Consider the following 15,762-nt stretch of genomic DNA (forward strand, 5'->3'; position numbering starts at 1 on the left):
AACAAAAATCCCTCGCTAAGCGAGGGATTTTTTTATCTTGTAATCCACGATTCTGGATTCTGGAATTTAGCATTTTGCGACACATAGAATCTCATTACTGTTTTCCCTGAAGGATAGGTATATACCTGTCCTATATTTTGAGATGTCGTTACTTTGTCGCCCACATTTACACTTACTGCCCCAAGGTTAAAATAAATAGTCATGTAATCACCATGCCTTATGGTAACTGCTTTGGTACCGGCTACAATTTGCACCGCAGTAACCTCCCCATTGTAAATTGCCCTAACAGCACTACCCGGATTGGTTGTTATCTCAATATAATTATTGTCAACAATTACATCCTTATCATAAGGGCTTTCATGTCTGCCGAATCGCGCAGAAAGATATCCTTCACGCACAGGCCATGGCAGTTTACCTTTATTAGCCACAAAACTGTTAGCAAGAAGTTTCTCTTCTTTAGTCATTACAATTTTGTTAGGCTCTTTTTTAGCAGCTTCTGTAATCTCTTTCTTTTCGGCTGCACTTTTTGCTTTTGCAGCAGCCTTTCTGTTGGCAGCAGCGATCGCATCTTTTATGGCCTTCTCTATTTTTCTGTCAATCTCTTTTGCTTCCTGTTGCTTTTTCTTAATCTCCGAAGCATATTTTTTCTTATCCTTACGGATAGCTTTCACTAACTTTTCCTGCTCCTGCTTATCCTGCTCAAGATCTTTCTTCTGTTTTTCGCTTTCGGCAAGCAACACTTCTTTTTCTTTCTTTTGACTTGACAATGCTTCTACTCTTAATTCAAGTTCTGCCATTTTGGAACGGATCTCCTCGCCCTGTACTTTCCTGAAACTTGCATACTGCTTCATATACTGCATGCGTTTATAAGCCTGTAGAAAATTCTCAGAAGAAAGAATAAACATGATACGACTTTGTTCCGATCTGCTCTTATATGCTTTTACCACCATATTGGCATAATCTTCCTTAAGCACTTTTAGTTCACGCTTAAGCTGATTGATGCTAAGCTGGTTTGTATAAATATCATCGGTAAGCAGGCGGGTTTGCTTAGAAGTTGTACTGATAAGCCTTTCACTCAGCTTGATCTTAGTACTGTTTTCTTCTATTTTCCCCAATACTGATTTTTCTTTAGTCTTGCTTTGTGACTCAAGATTTTGCAGCTCCTTCATTTCTTTTAGAATCTGTGCTTTGCGCTGCTCCAGTTTTTTACGCTGATCTGCCTGGCCATAGCCAAGAAAGGTAAAGCCTAAGAAAAAAATAATAAAGAAAAATCTGGTCATGTCTGGTTTTGGGTTTAGTCTATAAAAATCTGTTCCATTCCTTCGGGTACCTCATACGGGAATGTAAGGTTTTCGTCGAAGGTTACAGTATTATATTCAATGTCTACATTTATTCTCTCCTGCTGCTCACCTTCTATGTTAATTACCGCCGGCAGTACCGCTTTTGGATATTCCTTATAAGAAGCATACTGGATATCCAGGCTTTGCGAAATATTTCCTGAAGTTTTAAATGTTTCTTTTTTCAGTAAAAATTTACCTCCTTCAAAAAGGAATAATTTAGATATTGCCGATCTGTCTGCAGATTGCAGCTTGTGCATACCATCTTCAAGTGAGCCGATATACTTTCCTTTGTTAAGATCATACAAAGCATTCCCTAAAAGGATATTCTGTACCTTGGTATAATCAAGATCGTTGCCCAGCCATTTGCTAAGCGCAGCATAGTTTCCGTCAAAATATTCACCGGTAGTCTTTGCATAATAGCTTACCCTTGTTGGTGTAATAATAGCCTTAGCCACTGTAATGCCAAGTACGCGCACGCTTACCAGAATGATTTCATCTTTCTTAACACGTATTTCGGCATTTGCATTAAAAGAAGTGTTCCCTTTTTTATAGTGCCCTGATGCTTTTATAAGCAGCGTCTTAAAATCCTTAGCGTTACTATAGTGTCCATCTACAATTTCTTTAACCGCTTTTTGCTCAGCAGCCTTATCCTCAGAAATTAAAGCTTTTTGCGCTGTTTTACATGACTTAAGCGATAGTACCGCAAGGGTTATGACAAGTAATTTTTTCATTAATTGCTTTTCGATTTTTCAAGCTTAGCCTGACGCTGAGCCATTTCATTTTTCTTTTTATTATCACCCAATGCTGTGTAGGTGTCTACAAGCTGTTTGGTAATCTTCAATTCCAGTTCGGGATCTTCAACCACGAAATCAATTCCTGTTTCCAGATAATCTTTAGCCTTGGTATATTGTTTTTGCTGATTTGAAGCAAGTCCTGCAAAATAATACAGTCGGGCCTGGGTAGGATACAGCTCAATATATTCTTCCGATTTTTTCAGCAGCCTGTCATACTGCGCTGCTTCGGTATAAGTGTATAGTAATAACTCAACCGTTTCGATATCATCAGGTTTTTGGGTAAGTCCGCGCTCAAAATATTTTATCGCCTCAGGATATCTGTTTTTACTGAAAAAGAACTTCCCTATCTCTTTAGGCACATTAACCTGTTTGTCATCTTCAAAATATCCAATCGCCTTATCAAAGTCGCCTGTGTATTGCGGATTGTTCGAAGCATAAATAAGGAACTCATTCAGTACCCTGTGTTTTATCTTGCGGTCAATCTTTTTGCTATCCAATACCCTGAACATCGATTCGGCAGCTTTTTTACCATCGTTGTTATTAAGGTTGAACTTAAAAAGACTTACCTGTGCCCAGTCCGATCCCGGGATTTCCTTCTCCAGTTTTTTTGCAACTTCCTGAGCCTTTTGCTCCTGATTGCTTTCAGAATACAGATAAATCAGTTCAAGATAATTCGATTCCTCTTTAGGGTTTTTCTTTATCGCTTCCTCAAGAGTTTCCTTTTGCGGTTTCCTGTATTTACTGTCACTAAGAATCTGTAGCTTGTACATCTCTCGTTTCTCCGACATCCCTACCGTTTGTTCCATCTCATTAATAAGATCGAGCGCTTTATCAAACTGTTGGGTATACATGTATAATGACACCAGGTCTTCCTGATAGTACTGCTTGCGCCACTCTGTAAGTTTTTGCACTACCGGAATCGATTTATTAAAATCTTTCGTTTCATAGTACACATCATAAAGGCTTTGCCAGTACCAACGATTGTTTGGGTCAAGGTCGCGAGCCTTAAGAAATGCTTTTTCGGCTTCAGGATAATTTTTTAGCGAAAGATAATTTTTACCCAGTTCATGAAGTACCACAGCATTCTGAGGATCTTTAGCAAGGCACTTTTCAAGCGATTTGATCGCTTTATCATAATTTTCAATTCCTTTTTGCTTAAGCGCCTCAAAAAAGTTGTTTTCAAACTCATCATTAGCCAATGCTACCTGATCGGGTTCCTTTGGCTCCTGGGCATGCAGCATGCCGGGTATCAGTAATGAACCCGAAAGCAATGCTCCGCAAAAAAGGATTTTAAATTTCATATCTCTTATTCTATAACTGAATAGTCACCAATGCTAATGCTGGTAAATTTACCGTTAAAAGCCGCATGATTACCTATCATCCCGTTATCCAGCACGGCATTATTAATTGTGGCGTGCGTTTGCACAAGGCTGTTTTTTATAATGGTGTTCTCTACATGAGAGTTGTCGCCCAACGAAACGTATGGCCCGATAGTAGAATTTTTAAGGACTACATTTTCTCCAATAAAACAAGGGGGGATTATAGTACTGTTCTCCATCTTTACCGTAGCCGATACCAGGTTCTCCCCATCGGCATGAAGGAAGCCCAGCATACGCGAGTTAGTCTCTACCGTTACGTTCTTGTTACCGCAGTCCATCCACTCATCTACTTTACCCGGCACAAATTTCATGCCTTTCTCTTTCATGTTCTCAAGAGCATCGGTAAGCTGGTACTCGCCACCTTTAGTAACATTGTTGTCTAACAGGTACTGAAGCTCGGCACGAAGTGTTTCACCGCTCTTGAAATAGTAAATACCAATAATAGCAAGATCAGAAACAAAGTCTTTCGGTTTCTCAACAAAATCAACGATCTCGTTCTTCTCATTAAGCTGAACCACGCCAAAAGCACTCGGGTCTTCAACCTGCTTTACCCAGATAACACTGTCGGCTGTAGTATCTAACGTAAAATCGGCTCTGAAAAGTGTATCCGCATAAGCCACAACCACAGGTCCGCTTATAGATTCTTTAGCACTCATAATAGCATGGGCAGTACCCAATGGTTTCTCCTGATAGTAAATAGAACCTTTAGCACCCAGTTTTTCGGCAATAGCCACAAGGTCGGTTTCTACCTGAGTACCAAAATCACGACTCACGATAAACGCGATCTCTTCAATCTTCTGGTTAAGCACTCCTGCAATATCTTCAACAAGCCTGTGAACGATAGGTTTGCCTGCAATTGGTATTAATGGTTTTGGAACTGTAAGTGTATGTGGGCGAAGGCGTGAACCACGGCCTGCCATAGGAACTATGATTTTCATTTCAGATTGTTATGCTTGTTGGTTTTTTTATTTTACTCCGGTACTGCCAAAGCCGCCTTCTCCACGCGAAGTTTCTGTTAATACTTCTACCTCATTCCACTCGGCACGCTCATGTCTGGCAATAATCAGCTGGGCAATTCTTTCGCCATTTTCTATTGTAAACGGCTCATTCGATAAATTTACTAAAATTACACCAATCTCACCTCTGTAATCGGCATCAATAGTTCCCGGACTGTTTAAAACCGTTACACCTTTTTTGGCAGCCAGTCCGCTTCTTGGGCGCACCTGTGCTTCGTAACCAATAGGAAGTTCAATGAATAATCCTGTTTTTACAATAGCCCTGCCTAATGGTTGTAATATAATAGGCTCATCTATATTAGCCCTAAGGTCCATTCCTGCCGAAGCAATAGTTTCGTAGTTTGGCAATGCATGTGCCGATTTATTGATGATGTTAATTGTCATTATATAATTGTAATCTGTTATTTTCTTTTTAAAATGCGTTGCAGGGTTTCTTTCTCCCCTTTATAAATTATAGCGAGCAATGCTATTATCGATAGTATTCCAAAGATATACGTCTCTCTTAATATATCTACATAAAATGATAGTGCCGAAAGCGTTATTGATAAACCAAGATACAGGCATATCTTTTTCATGTCATACGGAATTGGGTAATATTTATTGCCAAAGTAAAACGAAAGCCCCATCATGGTTCCGTATGCCGATATGGTTGCAATTGCCGAACCCATATAGCCCATATAAGGAATCAACAGGTAATTGAGTACTATGGTCACTATAGCACCCGCAATGGAAATATTAGCTCCCACTTTTGTTTTATCTGATAGTTTGTACCAAACGGAAAGGTTAGAGTAGATACCAAGGAAAAAGTTAGCAAGGATAATTAGCGGAACTACATCCATACCTTCCCAATACGATTTATCCTGAAGCATCAGCATTTTTAAAACGTCGGCAAATACCACAACACCCAACAGGATAACCGAACCGAATATTACAAAATACTTGGTAATGGTTGCATAGGTATTGCGGGCATTTTCGTGATTTGCATGACTAAAGAAAAATGGTTCAATTCCTAAACGGAATGCCGTTGTAAACAACGTCATAAATACCGCAAGCTTATAACAGGCTGAATAAATACCAATCTGAATTTTAATGTTGTCTTCAGACAACGGAAGAAATGCTTTAAGGAAAAACCTGTCGAAGGTCTCGTTAATAACAAAAGCTAATCCGGCGATCATAACAGGCATGCTGTAGCGCATCATCTTTCGCCATAGCGAAACATCAAAATGCCATTCGGTTTTAATATAGTGCGGCAACAGTATAACAAGGGTAAGCAAGCTGGCAATAAGGTTCGACACAAATATGTAGCCTACCTGAAAATCTTCCTGATAAATTGTTGACCAAAAACTATCCGGATAAGCCGCTGCAATATCTTTTAAATAAACCAGAAAGAATACATTGAATAACAGGTTCACGGCAACATTTCCAATCTTGATTGCTGCGTATAGCAAAGGCCTTCCTTCGGCTCTGAGCTTAGAGAACGGCACGATTACCAAAGCGTCAAGCACCAGTATCCATATAGTATAGGTTACATATTCAACGTCAAGATCTCCGGCATCAGCAAGAAATTTTCGCCCTAATAATGCAACTACCAAAAATGCAATAGACGACCAGAAAAGTGAAATCGTAGAAGTACTGACTACATTTTTTTTAGGCTCTGAACTGTAAAACCTGAAAAAAGCAGTCTCCATACCATAAGCCAGAATAACATTTAAAAATGCCATTCCTGCAAAAATCAACGCCTGCTCTCCATACTCCTTTTCCGGGAGGAGCTTTGTATAAAGCGGAGTGAGCAAAAAGCTGAATATCCGGGGTACAACCGTCGCTATTCCATATATGGCCGTTTGCTTAAAAAGGTTTTTATATAAACTCAAAGAGTGGTTTGTTTTATGTTAGAACAAAAGTAATTATAATTTACAGCATTATAAAAACTACGGCACAAAAGAATAATTGTACAAATCCTAAAATATTCATAATACAATGGCTTTAAATCAAAAAGGCTCCCGAAAACCGGAAGCCTTTTCAAAAATATGCTTGTTTTGTTTCTTAGCTGTTCAATGCCTCAGCACCACCCACGATCTCAAGGATCTCATTAGTAATGGCAGCCTGACGGGCTTTGTTGTAAGTAAGCTTAAGCTGGTTCCTTAATGCAGTAGCATTATCGGTAGCTTTGTGCATAGCTGTCATACGCGCTCCGTGCTCAGAAGCAAAAGAGTCACGAACGGCTTTGTACAACTGCGTTTTTAATGAAAGTGGCACAAGGCTAAGTACGATCTCTTCTTTAGATGGTTCAAAAATGTAATCAGTAGCATTGTTAGCTGCTTTTTCATCTTTAGCTGCCGGCTCTAACGGAAGGAACTGCTCTGTAAGCACAATCTGAGTAGCAGCATTCTTAAAGTGGTTATAAACCAGTTCGATCTTGTCGTACTCACCTGCTGCAAACTTATCCATTAACAACTGAGCTGCCTCAGCTACATTTTCAAATGTAAGGGTATCAAAAAGCTCGCTTTTGTTTCCAACAACATTGCAGGTTTTCTTAAGTACGTCGTTACCTTTTTTACCAATAGCTAAAACATCAACCGTTTTGCCTGCATAAGCAACCTGAAGGTTTTTTATCTGTTTTATCACGTTGGCATTAAAAGCACCACATAAACCTCTGTTTGAAGTAATAGCAACAATAAGCACTTTATTTACCGGGCGTTGCTCGGCAAATACTCCGCCATTATCGCTATCAAGGGTAGCACTAAGATTTTGCAATAGCTCAGTAAGCTTTTCAGAATAAGGCCTCATAGCCGTAATAGCATCCTGTGCTTTTTTAAGCTTGGCTGCAGAAACCATTTTCATCGCACTCGTAATTTGCATTGTCGATGAAACGGAAGCAATCCTGTTACGTATTTCCTTTAAGTTTGCCATTTTCTATTATAGTATTGAGTATTGAGATGTGAGAACTGAGAAACCTGTCTCATATCTCAATACTAAAATCTAATATCTAATTAATATTTTGCTGAAATCTCTGCTGCTGCTTTCTCAAGAACGTCAGTGATCTCATCTGTAAATTTACCCGCTTTAAGACCATCAAGAGTTGGTCTGTGTTTAGCGTTAAGGTATTCGATATAGTCTTTTTCGAACTCTTTTACTTTGCTCACAGGTACATTTTTAAGTAGGTTTTTAGAACCTGCATAAATAATAGCTACCTGATCTTCTACAGTATAAGGGTCGTTAACAGCCTGTTTAAGGATCTCAACGTTTCTTCTACCTTTTTCAATTACGTTTAGTGTAGCAGCATCAAGGTCAGAACCAAATTTCGCGAAAGCCTCAAGCTCACGGAACTGTGCCTGGTCAAGCTTAAGTGTACCAGATACTTTTTTCATTGATTTTATCTGAGCGTTACCACCTACACGCGATACAGAGATACCCACGTTGATAGCCGGACGTACACCTGAGTTGAATAGATCTGACTCAAGGAATATCTGACCGTCAGTAATCGAGATTACGTTAGTTGGGATATATGCTGATACGTCACCCGCCTGAGTTTCGATGATAGGAAGTGCAGTAAGCGATCCACCACCTTTAACGATTGGCTTAAGTGATTCAGGAAGGTCATTCATGTTTTTAGCGATATCGTCATCAGCGATAACTTTCGCAGCACGCTCAAGAAGTCTTGAGTGTAGGTAGAATACGTCTCCTGGGTAAGCCTCACGTCCCGGTGGTCTTCTAAGTAGAAGTGATACCTCACGGTAAGCAACTGCCTGTTTAGAAAGATCATCATAAATGATAAGAGCCGGACGGCCAGTATCACGGAAGTACTCACCAATTGCAGCACCTGCAAACGGAGCGTAAACCTGCATTGCAGCAGGGTCAGAAGCATTAGCAGCAACGATAACTGTATAAGCCATTGCGCCTTTTTCTTCTAGTGTTTTTGCGATACCTGCTACTGTAGAAGCTTTTTGCCCAACAGCAACATATATACAGAATACCGGTTGCCCAGCATCATAAAATTCTTTCTGGTTAAGGATGGTATCGATACATACAGTAGTTTTACCAGTCTGACGGTCACCAATTACAAGCTCACGCTGACCACGTCCTACAGGAATCATGGCATCAACAGCTTTTACACCCGTTTGTAGTGGCTCAGTTACCGGCTGACGGAAGATAACTCCCGGAGCTTTACGCTCAAGAGGCATCTCATAAAGGTCGCCACCGATAGGGCCTTTACCATCAATTGGAAAACCAAGAGTGTCTACTACACGGCCTACCATTTGCTCACCTACTTTAAGTGAAGCGATACGCTGTGTTCTTTTTACTGTAGATCCCTCTACGATACCCTGAGATGTACCAAACAATACTACGCCCACATTGTCTTCTTCAAGATTCAGGACCATAGCCTCTAACCCATTCTCAAACTGAACTAACTCACCATACTGTGCGTTAGATAGTCCGTGAATACGGGCAATACCATCTCCTACATTAAGAACTGTTCCCACTTCTTCTAATGTAGCACCCGATTCAAAACCGGACAATTGTTTCTTTAATATTGCTGAAATTTCAGCAGCTTTAATTTCTGCCATGTTACTTTATAATTTAAACACGTTTAGTGCGATAAAATACTAATTACTTAACTCTCTTCTTAATGTTGTCAGCCTGTTAGCCACAGAAGCATTAAACTGCCTGTCGCCTATCCTGATGATAAACCCACCAATAATAGCAGGGTCTACTACATTCTTAATGCTAACTTTTTTGCTTGAAAACTCTTTGATCTTAGCCATTACCTTAGCTTCAAGTTCTTCTGTTAATGGTATTGCAGTAGTAACTGTTGCTACCTCTATACCATTTAGAATATCAAACTGGTTTTTGTATTCTTCTGCGATAAGCGGAAGTATCTCAAACCTTTTGTTTTCATGAAGCAGGTGAAAAAGACCCTGAGTTATCGTTTGCGTTCCCGCAAAAATTTCTTTAAGGGCCGCCTCTTTAACTTCTGCCTTAACAACCGGACTGTTTACAAAAGTACTCAATTCCGCGTTGTCTTTTATGGTAGATGCTATAAGGGCCATGTCTTCATTTACATTGCCAGCAGCTCCTGAAACCTGTGCCATATCCAGGATTGCCTTTGCATATCGTATTGCAGCTCTTGAACCTGTCATACAGCGATTAGTTTAATTTTACGTCGTCAAGCATTCTCTCAACAAGTGAAGTTTGAGAAGCCTTGTCAGACAATTCGTTTTTAAGGATTTTTTCAGCGATATCAAGAGAGAATCCTGAAACCTGACTTTTAAGCTCAGCCATTGCAGCGTTTTTCTCGCTCTCAATAGCAGCTTTAGCCTGCTCGATCATTTTTTCTCCCTGAGTCTGAGCTTCAGCTTTAGCATCAGCAATCATTTTTTCTCTGATATCTCTTGCATCTTTAATCATTGCATCTCTCTCAGCTCTTGCTTCCTGAAGTATTCTTTGGTTATCAGCCTGCAGGTTTTGCATTTCTTTACGAGCAGCCTCTGCCGAAGCAAGCGCATTAGCAATACCTTCTTCTCTTGCATTAAGCGCTTCTACGATTGGTTTCCATGCAAACTTTGCTAATAGAATAACAAGAATAACAAGGATAATAGTCATCCAGAAGAACAAACCGTACGAAAAATCATTGATTAACTTTTCCATTATAAATTGTATATTTTAATTATTTAAGCTTTTTAATTACATTATTTAATCCGGATCAGGCAACCAACCGTTGCCTGATACCGGATTTAAAAATTAAGCACCTAGGATTAGAGCACCGAAAGCAAGACCTTCAAGAAGAGCTCCAATGATGATCATTGCAGTTTGGATTTTACCCGCAGCTTCAGGCTGACGAGCAATAGCGTCCATTGCAGAACCACCAATTTTACCTAGACCTACACCAGCTCCTATTACAATAAGACCGGCACCAATAAGATTTGGAATTGTCATGATATATAAATAATTAAATTAATTTACTTGTTTACTGTTTTACTAAATTATATTACAGGAATTTCATCATTCACCTCTTCTTCATGATGACCGTGGTCTTCATGATGATGCTCCTGAACCGCCATACCAATAAATAGTGACGAAAGCATGGTAAAAATGAACGCCTGAAGGAATGCTACCAACAACTCGATTATCATGATAAACAGTGTTAGTCCCATAGACACTCCAACACTTCCTCCTACTGTAAGTTTATCCTTTAAAAGGAACACTATCGCAATTAGACCCATAACTACCGTGTGACCAGCAGTGATGTTTGCAAATAGACGTATCATTAGAGAGAATGGCTTTGTAAAAATACCCAACACTTCGATTGGAGCAAGAATAACCTTCATGATTGGGTGTACACCAGGCATCCAGAAGATATGCCCCCAGTATTCTTTGTTGGCACTAAACTGAGTGATAAAGAACGTGAACAATGCAAGACAAAGTGTAATTGCAATGTTTCCAGTTACGTTAATACCCAGTGGTGTTAAACCTATAAGGTTAAGTATCCAGATAAGGAAGAAAACCGTTAAAAGGTAGGGCATGAATTTTTTATACTTTGCTTCACCTATGTTTGGCCTTGCAATCTCATCTCTTACATATATTACTAGTGGCTCAAGCACACGACCAAAACCTTTAGGCAAATTGTTAGCACCATTCTTGTATGTTTTAGCAAGACCGGCAAACAATATAAATATAAGTATCGATGTAAGTAAAAGCGAGAATACGTTTTTAGTAATAGAGAAGTCTACAGCTTTCTCTACTGTTGGATGTCCGTGAGCATCTAATTTAAGATCTCCGGCTGCATCGGTTTTATAAATTTTACCGTGGAAAAGTTTGTAGTGATTACCATCTACTTCAGCAACTTTTTCACCGTGTTCAAATTTTGAAGACGAGAAAACTTTAAGACCATTATCCACAAGGATAACCGGAAGAGGAAAACCATAATGTTCACCTGTTTCTTCGTTAGAGAAGAAAATGAATTCGTGAGAATCCTGAAGGTGATGTACTATGTGTGCATTGATTTTTTCTTTAGGGCTGGCCGCTTCATGACCATGTCCTGCCTCGTGAGACTCGTGTGCAACAGCGCTTTGCGGCTCAGCATGACCGGCAACGGTATCCTGAGATGAATTTGCAAAAGCTAAAAAAGGCACTGCAGCAAAAAAAGCTACAACTGAAGTCTTTAATTTTAGTCCGGAAATCACCATCTTGTTAATTATCTTATTTTTAGAGTCCTGAAATTTTGCGCAAAGGTACGTTTTTAATTAATATACCAAAGACCCCTAAATGATTTTTTTTAAGATAATTTAGCCTTCGATACCTATTTTTTACTTATTGTTCAACAAACGTGCTGTATAATAAGCCTCTATTGCTAAAAACAAAATAAAAATCACAAAAAAATTAACTTTTTCTGTAGGATTTTCACCTGCCTTATTAAGTATTGGTCTTACTATAACGTAGCTCAGCGCAATTTTAGCAGTGGTTAAAAATAAAAACGCATACCCTGTTTGTTCCTGATTCTTCCTGTTTATCTTCATCAGTACTGCTAAAACGGCTGCAGTCATCAGGAAAAAGAACCCATACATTACCGGAAGCGGATATACAAAATCGGCAGTTTTGCCTTTTAAATCCGGCATATAGTACAACAGGAAATTAAATACTAAAAGTATAGCGGCTATAACCGCTACCTGAAAAAAAACGCTAAGAGTTTGCTTGTTCATTTATTTATTAAGTTGATTTACCTGTCGAACTACATTATACATGGCTATAGCTACTCCTATAAGTACAAATATCATTCGGTTGGTATCTTGGGTATTTCCATATGTCTGGTCGAGCCAGCTTCCGAACCATCCAAACAAAAAGATAATAAGCCCCATCTGAAAAGGAATATTTACAAGGGCCAGCCATTTACGGTTTTTATTATCCTGGTTGTTGTCCATCGGTTTTTGGGGTTTGTTTTACAGGAGTGCGCATTATACACGAAGCGCTAAACTCCGCACCGGGCTCCACCGATAATTTTCCGGTAATAACCTCTCCTTTTATATGTGCTTTTGATTTTACGTTAAGCATTTCGGCAACTTCAATCTTTCCGTTGAATTTACCTTCAATGTCGGCACTTTTACATTTAATGTCGCCCGTTACGCTTCCGGCAGGCCCTATTACAATTTTTCCTTTAGTGGTAAAATTGCCGGTAAGTTCGCCATCAAGCCTAAAGTCGGCTTGCGAAATAATATCTCCTTTTATTATAGTTCCTTCTACTATTCTGTTGGTTTTGCCCAACAGGTCAGTGTACGACTTTTGCGGTTTGTCAAACATTATTTATTCTATCGCTAAAAATTCGGTAAAGTCTTTCTTGATTTGTACTACTTTATAATCTTCAGTAGATATTACTTCCAGAACTTCCGCCACTTTATATTTTTTATAATCCTTAAGTACCGATACTGCTTCTTCGGCAGCAAGCTTGCTACTAAAACCATGCACTACCAGCATATTCTCCTTAATAGTATATACGTCGCTTGTAAGTTTGATGTTATTGTTAAGTCCTTCCTTAATAAACTTCTCAATTTTATCCTTAAGCGGTTTTATTTTTGCCTCATCGGCAAAATCAAATTTGTAAATTATTTTCCAGCTTGCCGTAGGCTCACCAAATGCAAGCTTTTCAAGGTTAGGTATATCCGTCTTAAGCAGCAGTTCTGCTTTCTTACCCTCTTCACTATTAGGATAGTTCAGCGCAACAAAATTAAGACCCTTTTTATATTCTTCAATACCCATTAGCCTTGCCGAAACCTGTGCTTTCAGTAATTCAAATTTCGACACAATCTCTTCTCCTGTATAAGTATCAATAGATTCATCTATCTGAGCAAAAACCTCTCTTACCTGGCCTTCATTGTATTTTTTAAACAACTGGTCGTAGGCCGCATCCGGTGTTAGATTTTTAGCAGCGTCCGATGTAGGATTCCTGATAATCTCGGCATAACGACTGTCAGGATATTGCGAGAGTATCTGCTGCTTGTAAGCCTCAGCTTTGGCAGGATCTATTATCTGGTAAATTTTGTACAGGTTGTATTTAGAAGGCAATACAAGTCGCTCTTCCGGATCGTTTTGTAGCAGTCTTTCCAGCTTATCGGCGGCAAGGCGGTATTCCTTAAACTTATCCTTATATATAGAACCTAACTGGTAGTAAGCAAAGTTACGCTCGGTTGCAAGGCTGTCCAGCAGTTTTTTATCTGTAGGCAGCTGCGAAATATAAAAATCAGTTCTGAATCGTGGCTCAACAGCTTTGTCTTTCCCGTCTTTTGGAAGCTTGCCTTCTACACCGGCAAAAATCGAGTCGCCATCAATGGCATTGGCAGCAGCTTTGTTGGTCTGCTCCGAAGACCATCGCCAGTTTTCAGAATATGCTCTGTTACCCCATTTCCTTTTAAATTCCTGTTTACCGTAAGCAACCGTAGAAGCTGTATTAAAATAAAACTTACCTCCTGTAGCCGAAGCTCCGGCTTGTCCGGTCTGCCCGGCAAATCCACGGCTGGACATTCCTGCGATTCCTGCAGATGAGAAATTCCCTCCACCCGAAGCAAGATTTTCCTGCTTGATAGCTTCTTTTTCAAGCTTTTTCTTTTCGGCTTCTTCTTTTGCTTTCAGCTTAGATATATAATCTTCGTAGTATGCTTTTCTCCCTGCTTCATCCATAGCCACTACAGAAAGGATACTGTCATTGTTTTTAGCAATGGCTTCATATTTTATAACATCGGCAAGGTTATCCCTTTTCTTTTTAATGCTTCGGTATTCTCTGCTACGGTTATCAAGAAAAACCATGGTACTGTCATAATACATGCCGGCAGTAGCATATTGAGCTTCCTTAAAGTTTATCTCAGCAATATTTCTATAGTTAGATGCAGTAAGGTAACGGTCTCTCGAGTTTTGACGTAACGATTTGTTATAGTATTCTTTTGCACGAACCTCATCATTTTGCTTATCATAAAAAATACCTACCTGGTGGTTTATGATATCCAGATATGGCCTGTTTTCTCTGTCTTCAAGCAACTTACGGTATTTTTCCATAAAGACAAGCGTATCACCATTCTTGTAGTCAAACTGACCCGCCTGCATGGCATGAGCCTGAATTACATATCGCCTTGGCGATTTCCTTTTCATGTCTATTACCCTCTGATACTCGGTATAGGCACTGTCCGGACGTTTCAGTTTGCTTTGTAGCTGACCTAATATAAAATGGTATCTGGCTTTTTCTTCATTTTTCTCTGTAAATGCCGCAGCCTCTTTTAGTACTGTTACCGCACTGTCATTTTCCTGAAGGCTAAGATATCCCTGAGCAAGCATTGCATTCGCGTCGGCATACGTTTGCTCATCCATTTTATCTCTTTTTTGCTTTATCAGCTCTTTAAGATTGCGAATGGCTATCGCTTCGTTATCCAAACGGATATTTGTTTTTTCCCTCCATATTTTGGCATCGTCTATCTTGTCACTGGAAGGATATTTTAGTAATATGTAATTGAATGCTTCCAATGCCGGAAGATAGCGGTTTTCATAATACCTTGATTTTCCAAGCAACAGGTAAGCCTCATCCATTTGCGGATTTTTTTCACTTCCGCCAATATTCATGGAGTGTTTCTGTATAGCTTTAGTAGCTTTTTCTTCAGCACGTTTAAAATTTGGCGTTTGCTGACCTGCCCCTTGAACGCCTCCCGAAGCTCCAGCTGCACCCCCTTTAGAAAGCGCCGCACTGTTTTTTTTACCTCCTAAATCAAAATTCTGCGCCGCAACCATTTTATCAGCCCCGCTTTTAATACCACCTACAAGATCTTTCGCAGATTTAGCATCTTTCCCAGAGGCATTTGCCCCGCCAGGACCCGATCCTACCGTAGTTGAACTACCCTGAGAAGGAGGATTTACCGACACAACGGGCTGAGTTCTCTCAATAGGCAATACATCCCAAAAGTTATCCTCATAGGTTGTAGACAGATCTTTAAGACCGGCATCGAGAGCAAGGTTACCGTTGTATAGCACATTATACTCGGTAGTAACCGCATGATAGTTTCGGTTAACAAAGGAATCTTTTTTAGTAGAGCACGCAATTGCTAAACCTACTGCACCAAAAAGAATGAAATATTTTGAAGTACTGGTTTTCAATGTAAAAGCTGTTTTTTTATCCTTAACTTTTAAAATCCTTCTTTAGTATAAAAGAGGGTAAAAATACGCTTCTTTTTGTAACATATCTTCTTTTTTGACAAAAAAAATC

At 39.5% G+C, this 15,762-nt stretch carries 16 protein-coding genes; all 16 read right to left on the reverse strand.

Annotated elements, in window-relative coordinates; all coding sequences use genetic code 11:
* Positions 1 to 32 precede the first annotated feature (32 nt).
* A complete protein-coding gene (locus tag DEU42_RS12680) occupies positions 33 to 1,280 on the reverse strand; it encodes a murein hydrolase activator EnvC family protein (protein WP_114758680.1) in 1,248 nt (415 codons plus the stop codon).
* A 14-nt stretch (positions 1,281 to 1,294) separates the two neighbouring features.
* Positions 1,295 to 2,071: a DUF4292 domain-containing protein gene (locus tag DEU42_RS12685; protein ID WP_114758681.1), complete on the reverse strand. Its 777-nt coding sequence runs from the start codon at positions 2,069 to 2,071 to the stop codon at positions 1,295 to 1,297.
* Positions 2,071 to 3,435, reverse strand: coding sequence for a tetratricopeptide repeat protein (locus tag DEU42_RS12690; protein ID WP_114758682.1), 1,365 nt, complete (start codon positions 3,433 to 3,435; stop codon positions 2,071 to 2,073). Before DEU42_RS12690 ends, DEU42_RS12685 begins: the two co-directional genes overlap by 1 nt.
* Positions 3,436 to 3,440: 5 nt before the next feature.
* Positions 3,441 to 4,451, reverse strand: a complete 1,011-nt coding sequence (locus tag DEU42_RS12695; RefSeq protein WP_114758683.1) for a sugar phosphate nucleotidyltransferase — start codon at positions 4,449 to 4,451, stop codon at positions 3,441 to 3,443.
* Positions 4,452 to 4,478: 27 nt separating this feature from the next.
* Complete coding sequence (gene dut / locus DEU42_RS12700; protein WP_114758684.1) at positions 4,479 to 4,913, reverse strand: dUTP diphosphatase; 435 nt, start codon at positions 4,911 to 4,913, stop codon at positions 4,479 to 4,481.
* 17 nt (positions 4,914 to 4,930) lie between these two features.
* Positions 4,931 to 6,400: an oligosaccharide flippase family protein gene (locus tag DEU42_RS12705; protein WP_114758685.1), complete on the reverse strand. Its 1,470-nt coding sequence runs from the start codon at positions 6,398 to 6,400 to the stop codon at positions 4,931 to 4,933.
* Positions 6,401 to 6,572: 172 nt separating this feature from the next.
* On the reverse strand, positions 6,573 to 7,439 hold the full coding sequence (gene atpG, locus DEU42_RS12710) for an ATP synthase F1 subunit gamma (protein ID WP_114758686.1): 867 nt from the start codon (positions 7,437 to 7,439) through the stop codon (positions 6,573 to 6,575).
* Positions 7,440 to 7,519: 80 nt separating this feature from the next.
* Positions 7,520 to 9,094, reverse strand: coding sequence for a F0F1 ATP synthase subunit alpha (atpA, locus tag DEU42_RS12715; RefSeq protein WP_114758687.1), 1,575 nt, complete (start codon positions 9,092 to 9,094; stop codon positions 7,520 to 7,522).
* Positions 9,095 to 9,133: 39 nt separating this feature from the next.
* Entirely contained in the window at positions 9,134 to 9,667 is a 534-nt protein-coding gene (gene atpH, locus DEU42_RS12720) for an ATP synthase F1 subunit delta (protein ID WP_114758688.1), read from the reverse strand.
* Between the two features lie 7 nt (positions 9,668 to 9,674).
* A complete protein-coding gene (locus DEU42_RS12725; protein ID WP_114758689.1) occupies positions 9,675 to 10,175 on the reverse strand; it encodes a F0F1 ATP synthase subunit B in 501 nt (166 codons plus the stop codon).
* Positions 10,176 to 10,268: 93 nt separating this feature from the next.
* A complete protein-coding gene (atpE, locus tag DEU42_RS12730) occupies positions 10,269 to 10,463 on the reverse strand; it encodes an ATP synthase F0 subunit C (RefSeq protein WP_114758690.1) in 195 nt (64 codons plus the stop codon).
* Between the two features lie 47 nt (positions 10,464 to 10,510).
* Positions 10,511 to 11,713 carry a F0F1 ATP synthase subunit A gene (gene atpB, locus DEU42_RS12735; RefSeq protein ID WP_114758691.1) on the reverse strand — a complete coding sequence of 401 codons (1,203 nt, stop codon included), beginning with the start codon at positions 11,711 to 11,713 and terminating at the stop codon, positions 10,511 to 10,513.
* A gap of 120 nt (positions 11,714 to 11,833) precedes the next feature.
* Positions 11,834 to 12,226 carry a hypothetical protein gene (locus DEU42_RS12740; protein WP_114758692.1) on the reverse strand — a complete coding sequence of 131 codons (393 nt, stop codon included), beginning with the start codon at positions 12,224 to 12,226 and terminating at the stop codon, positions 11,834 to 11,836.
* Positions 12,227 to 12,445: an AtpZ/AtpI family protein gene (locus DEU42_RS12745; protein ID WP_114758693.1), complete on the reverse strand. Its 219-nt coding sequence runs from the start codon at positions 12,443 to 12,445 to the stop codon at positions 12,227 to 12,229.
* A complete protein-coding gene (locus tag DEU42_RS12750) occupies positions 12,426 to 12,821 on the reverse strand; it encodes a polymer-forming cytoskeletal protein (RefSeq protein WP_114758694.1) in 396 nt (131 codons plus the stop codon). Before DEU42_RS12750 ends, DEU42_RS12745 begins: the two co-directional genes overlap by 20 nt.
* Positions 12,822 to 12,824: 3 nt before the next feature.
* Positions 12,825 to 15,653: a tetratricopeptide repeat protein gene (locus DEU42_RS12755; protein WP_158537881.1), complete on the reverse strand. Its 2,829-nt coding sequence runs from the start codon at positions 15,651 to 15,653 to the stop codon at positions 12,825 to 12,827.
* Positions 15,654 to 15,762 lie beyond the last annotated feature (109 nt).

This window comes from Flavobacterium sp. AG291 (genome assembly GCF_003350375.1).
GTDB classification, from domain to species: Bacteria; Bacteroidota; Bacteroidia; order Flavobacteriales; family Flavobacteriaceae; genus Flavobacterium; species Flavobacterium suzhouense.

What these genes read in the sequence shown, in the direction of transcription:
- DEU42_RS12750 (WP_114758694.1), bottom strand. Translation starts at nt 12,821, where the DNA reads ATGTTTGACAAACCGCAAAAGTCGTACACTGACCTGTTGGGCAAAACC.
- DEU42_RS12725 (WP_114758689.1), bottom strand. Translation starts at nt 10,175, where the DNA reads ATGGAAAAGTTAATCAATGATTTTTCGTACGGTTTGTTCTTCTGGATG.
- DEU42_RS12740 (WP_114758692.1), bottom strand. Translation starts at nt 12,226, where the DNA reads ATGAACAAGCAAACTCTTAGCGTTTTTTTTCAGGTAGCGGTTATAGCC.
- atpA (WP_114758687.1), bottom strand. Translation starts at nt 9,094, where the DNA reads ATGGCAGAAATTAAAGCTGCTGAAATTTCAGCAATATTAAAGAAACAA.
- atpB (WP_114758691.1), bottom strand. Translation starts at nt 11,713, where the DNA reads ATGGTGATTTCCGGACTAAAATTAAAGACTTCAGTTGTAGCTTTTTTT.
- atpG (WP_114758686.1), bottom strand. Translation starts at nt 7,439, where the DNA reads ATGGCAAACTTAAAGGAAATACGTAACAGGATTGCTTCCGTTTCATCG.
- atpH (WP_114758688.1), bottom strand. Translation starts at nt 9,667, where the DNA reads ATGACAGGTTCAAGAGCTGCAATACGATATGCAAAGGCAATCCTGGAT.
- atpE (WP_114758690.1), bottom strand. Translation starts at nt 10,463, where the DNA reads ATGACAATTCCAAATCTTATTGGTGCCGGTCTTATTGTAATAGGAGCT.
- DEU42_RS12745 (WP_114758693.1), bottom strand. Translation starts at nt 12,445, where the DNA reads ATGGACAACAACCAGGATAATAAAAACCGTAAATGGCTGGCCCTTGTA.
- DEU42_RS12690 (WP_114758682.1), bottom strand. Translation starts at nt 3,435, where the DNA reads ATGAAATTTAAAATCCTTTTTTGCGGAGCATTGCTTTCGGGTTCATTA.
- dut (WP_114758684.1), bottom strand. Translation starts at nt 4,913, where the DNA reads ATGACAATTAACATCATCAATAAATCGGCACATGCATTGCCAAACTAC.
- DEU42_RS12695 (WP_114758683.1), bottom strand. Translation starts at nt 4,451, where the DNA reads ATGAAAATCATAGTTCCTATGGCAGGCCGTGGTTCACGCCTTCGCCCA.
- DEU42_RS12685 (WP_114758681.1), bottom strand. Translation starts at nt 2,071, where the DNA reads ATGAAAAAATTACTTGTCATAACCCTTGCGGTACTATCGCTTAAGTCA.
- DEU42_RS12680 (WP_114758680.1), bottom strand. Translation starts at nt 1,280, where the DNA reads ATGACCAGATTTTTCTTTATTATTTTTTTCTTAGGCTTTACCTTTCTT.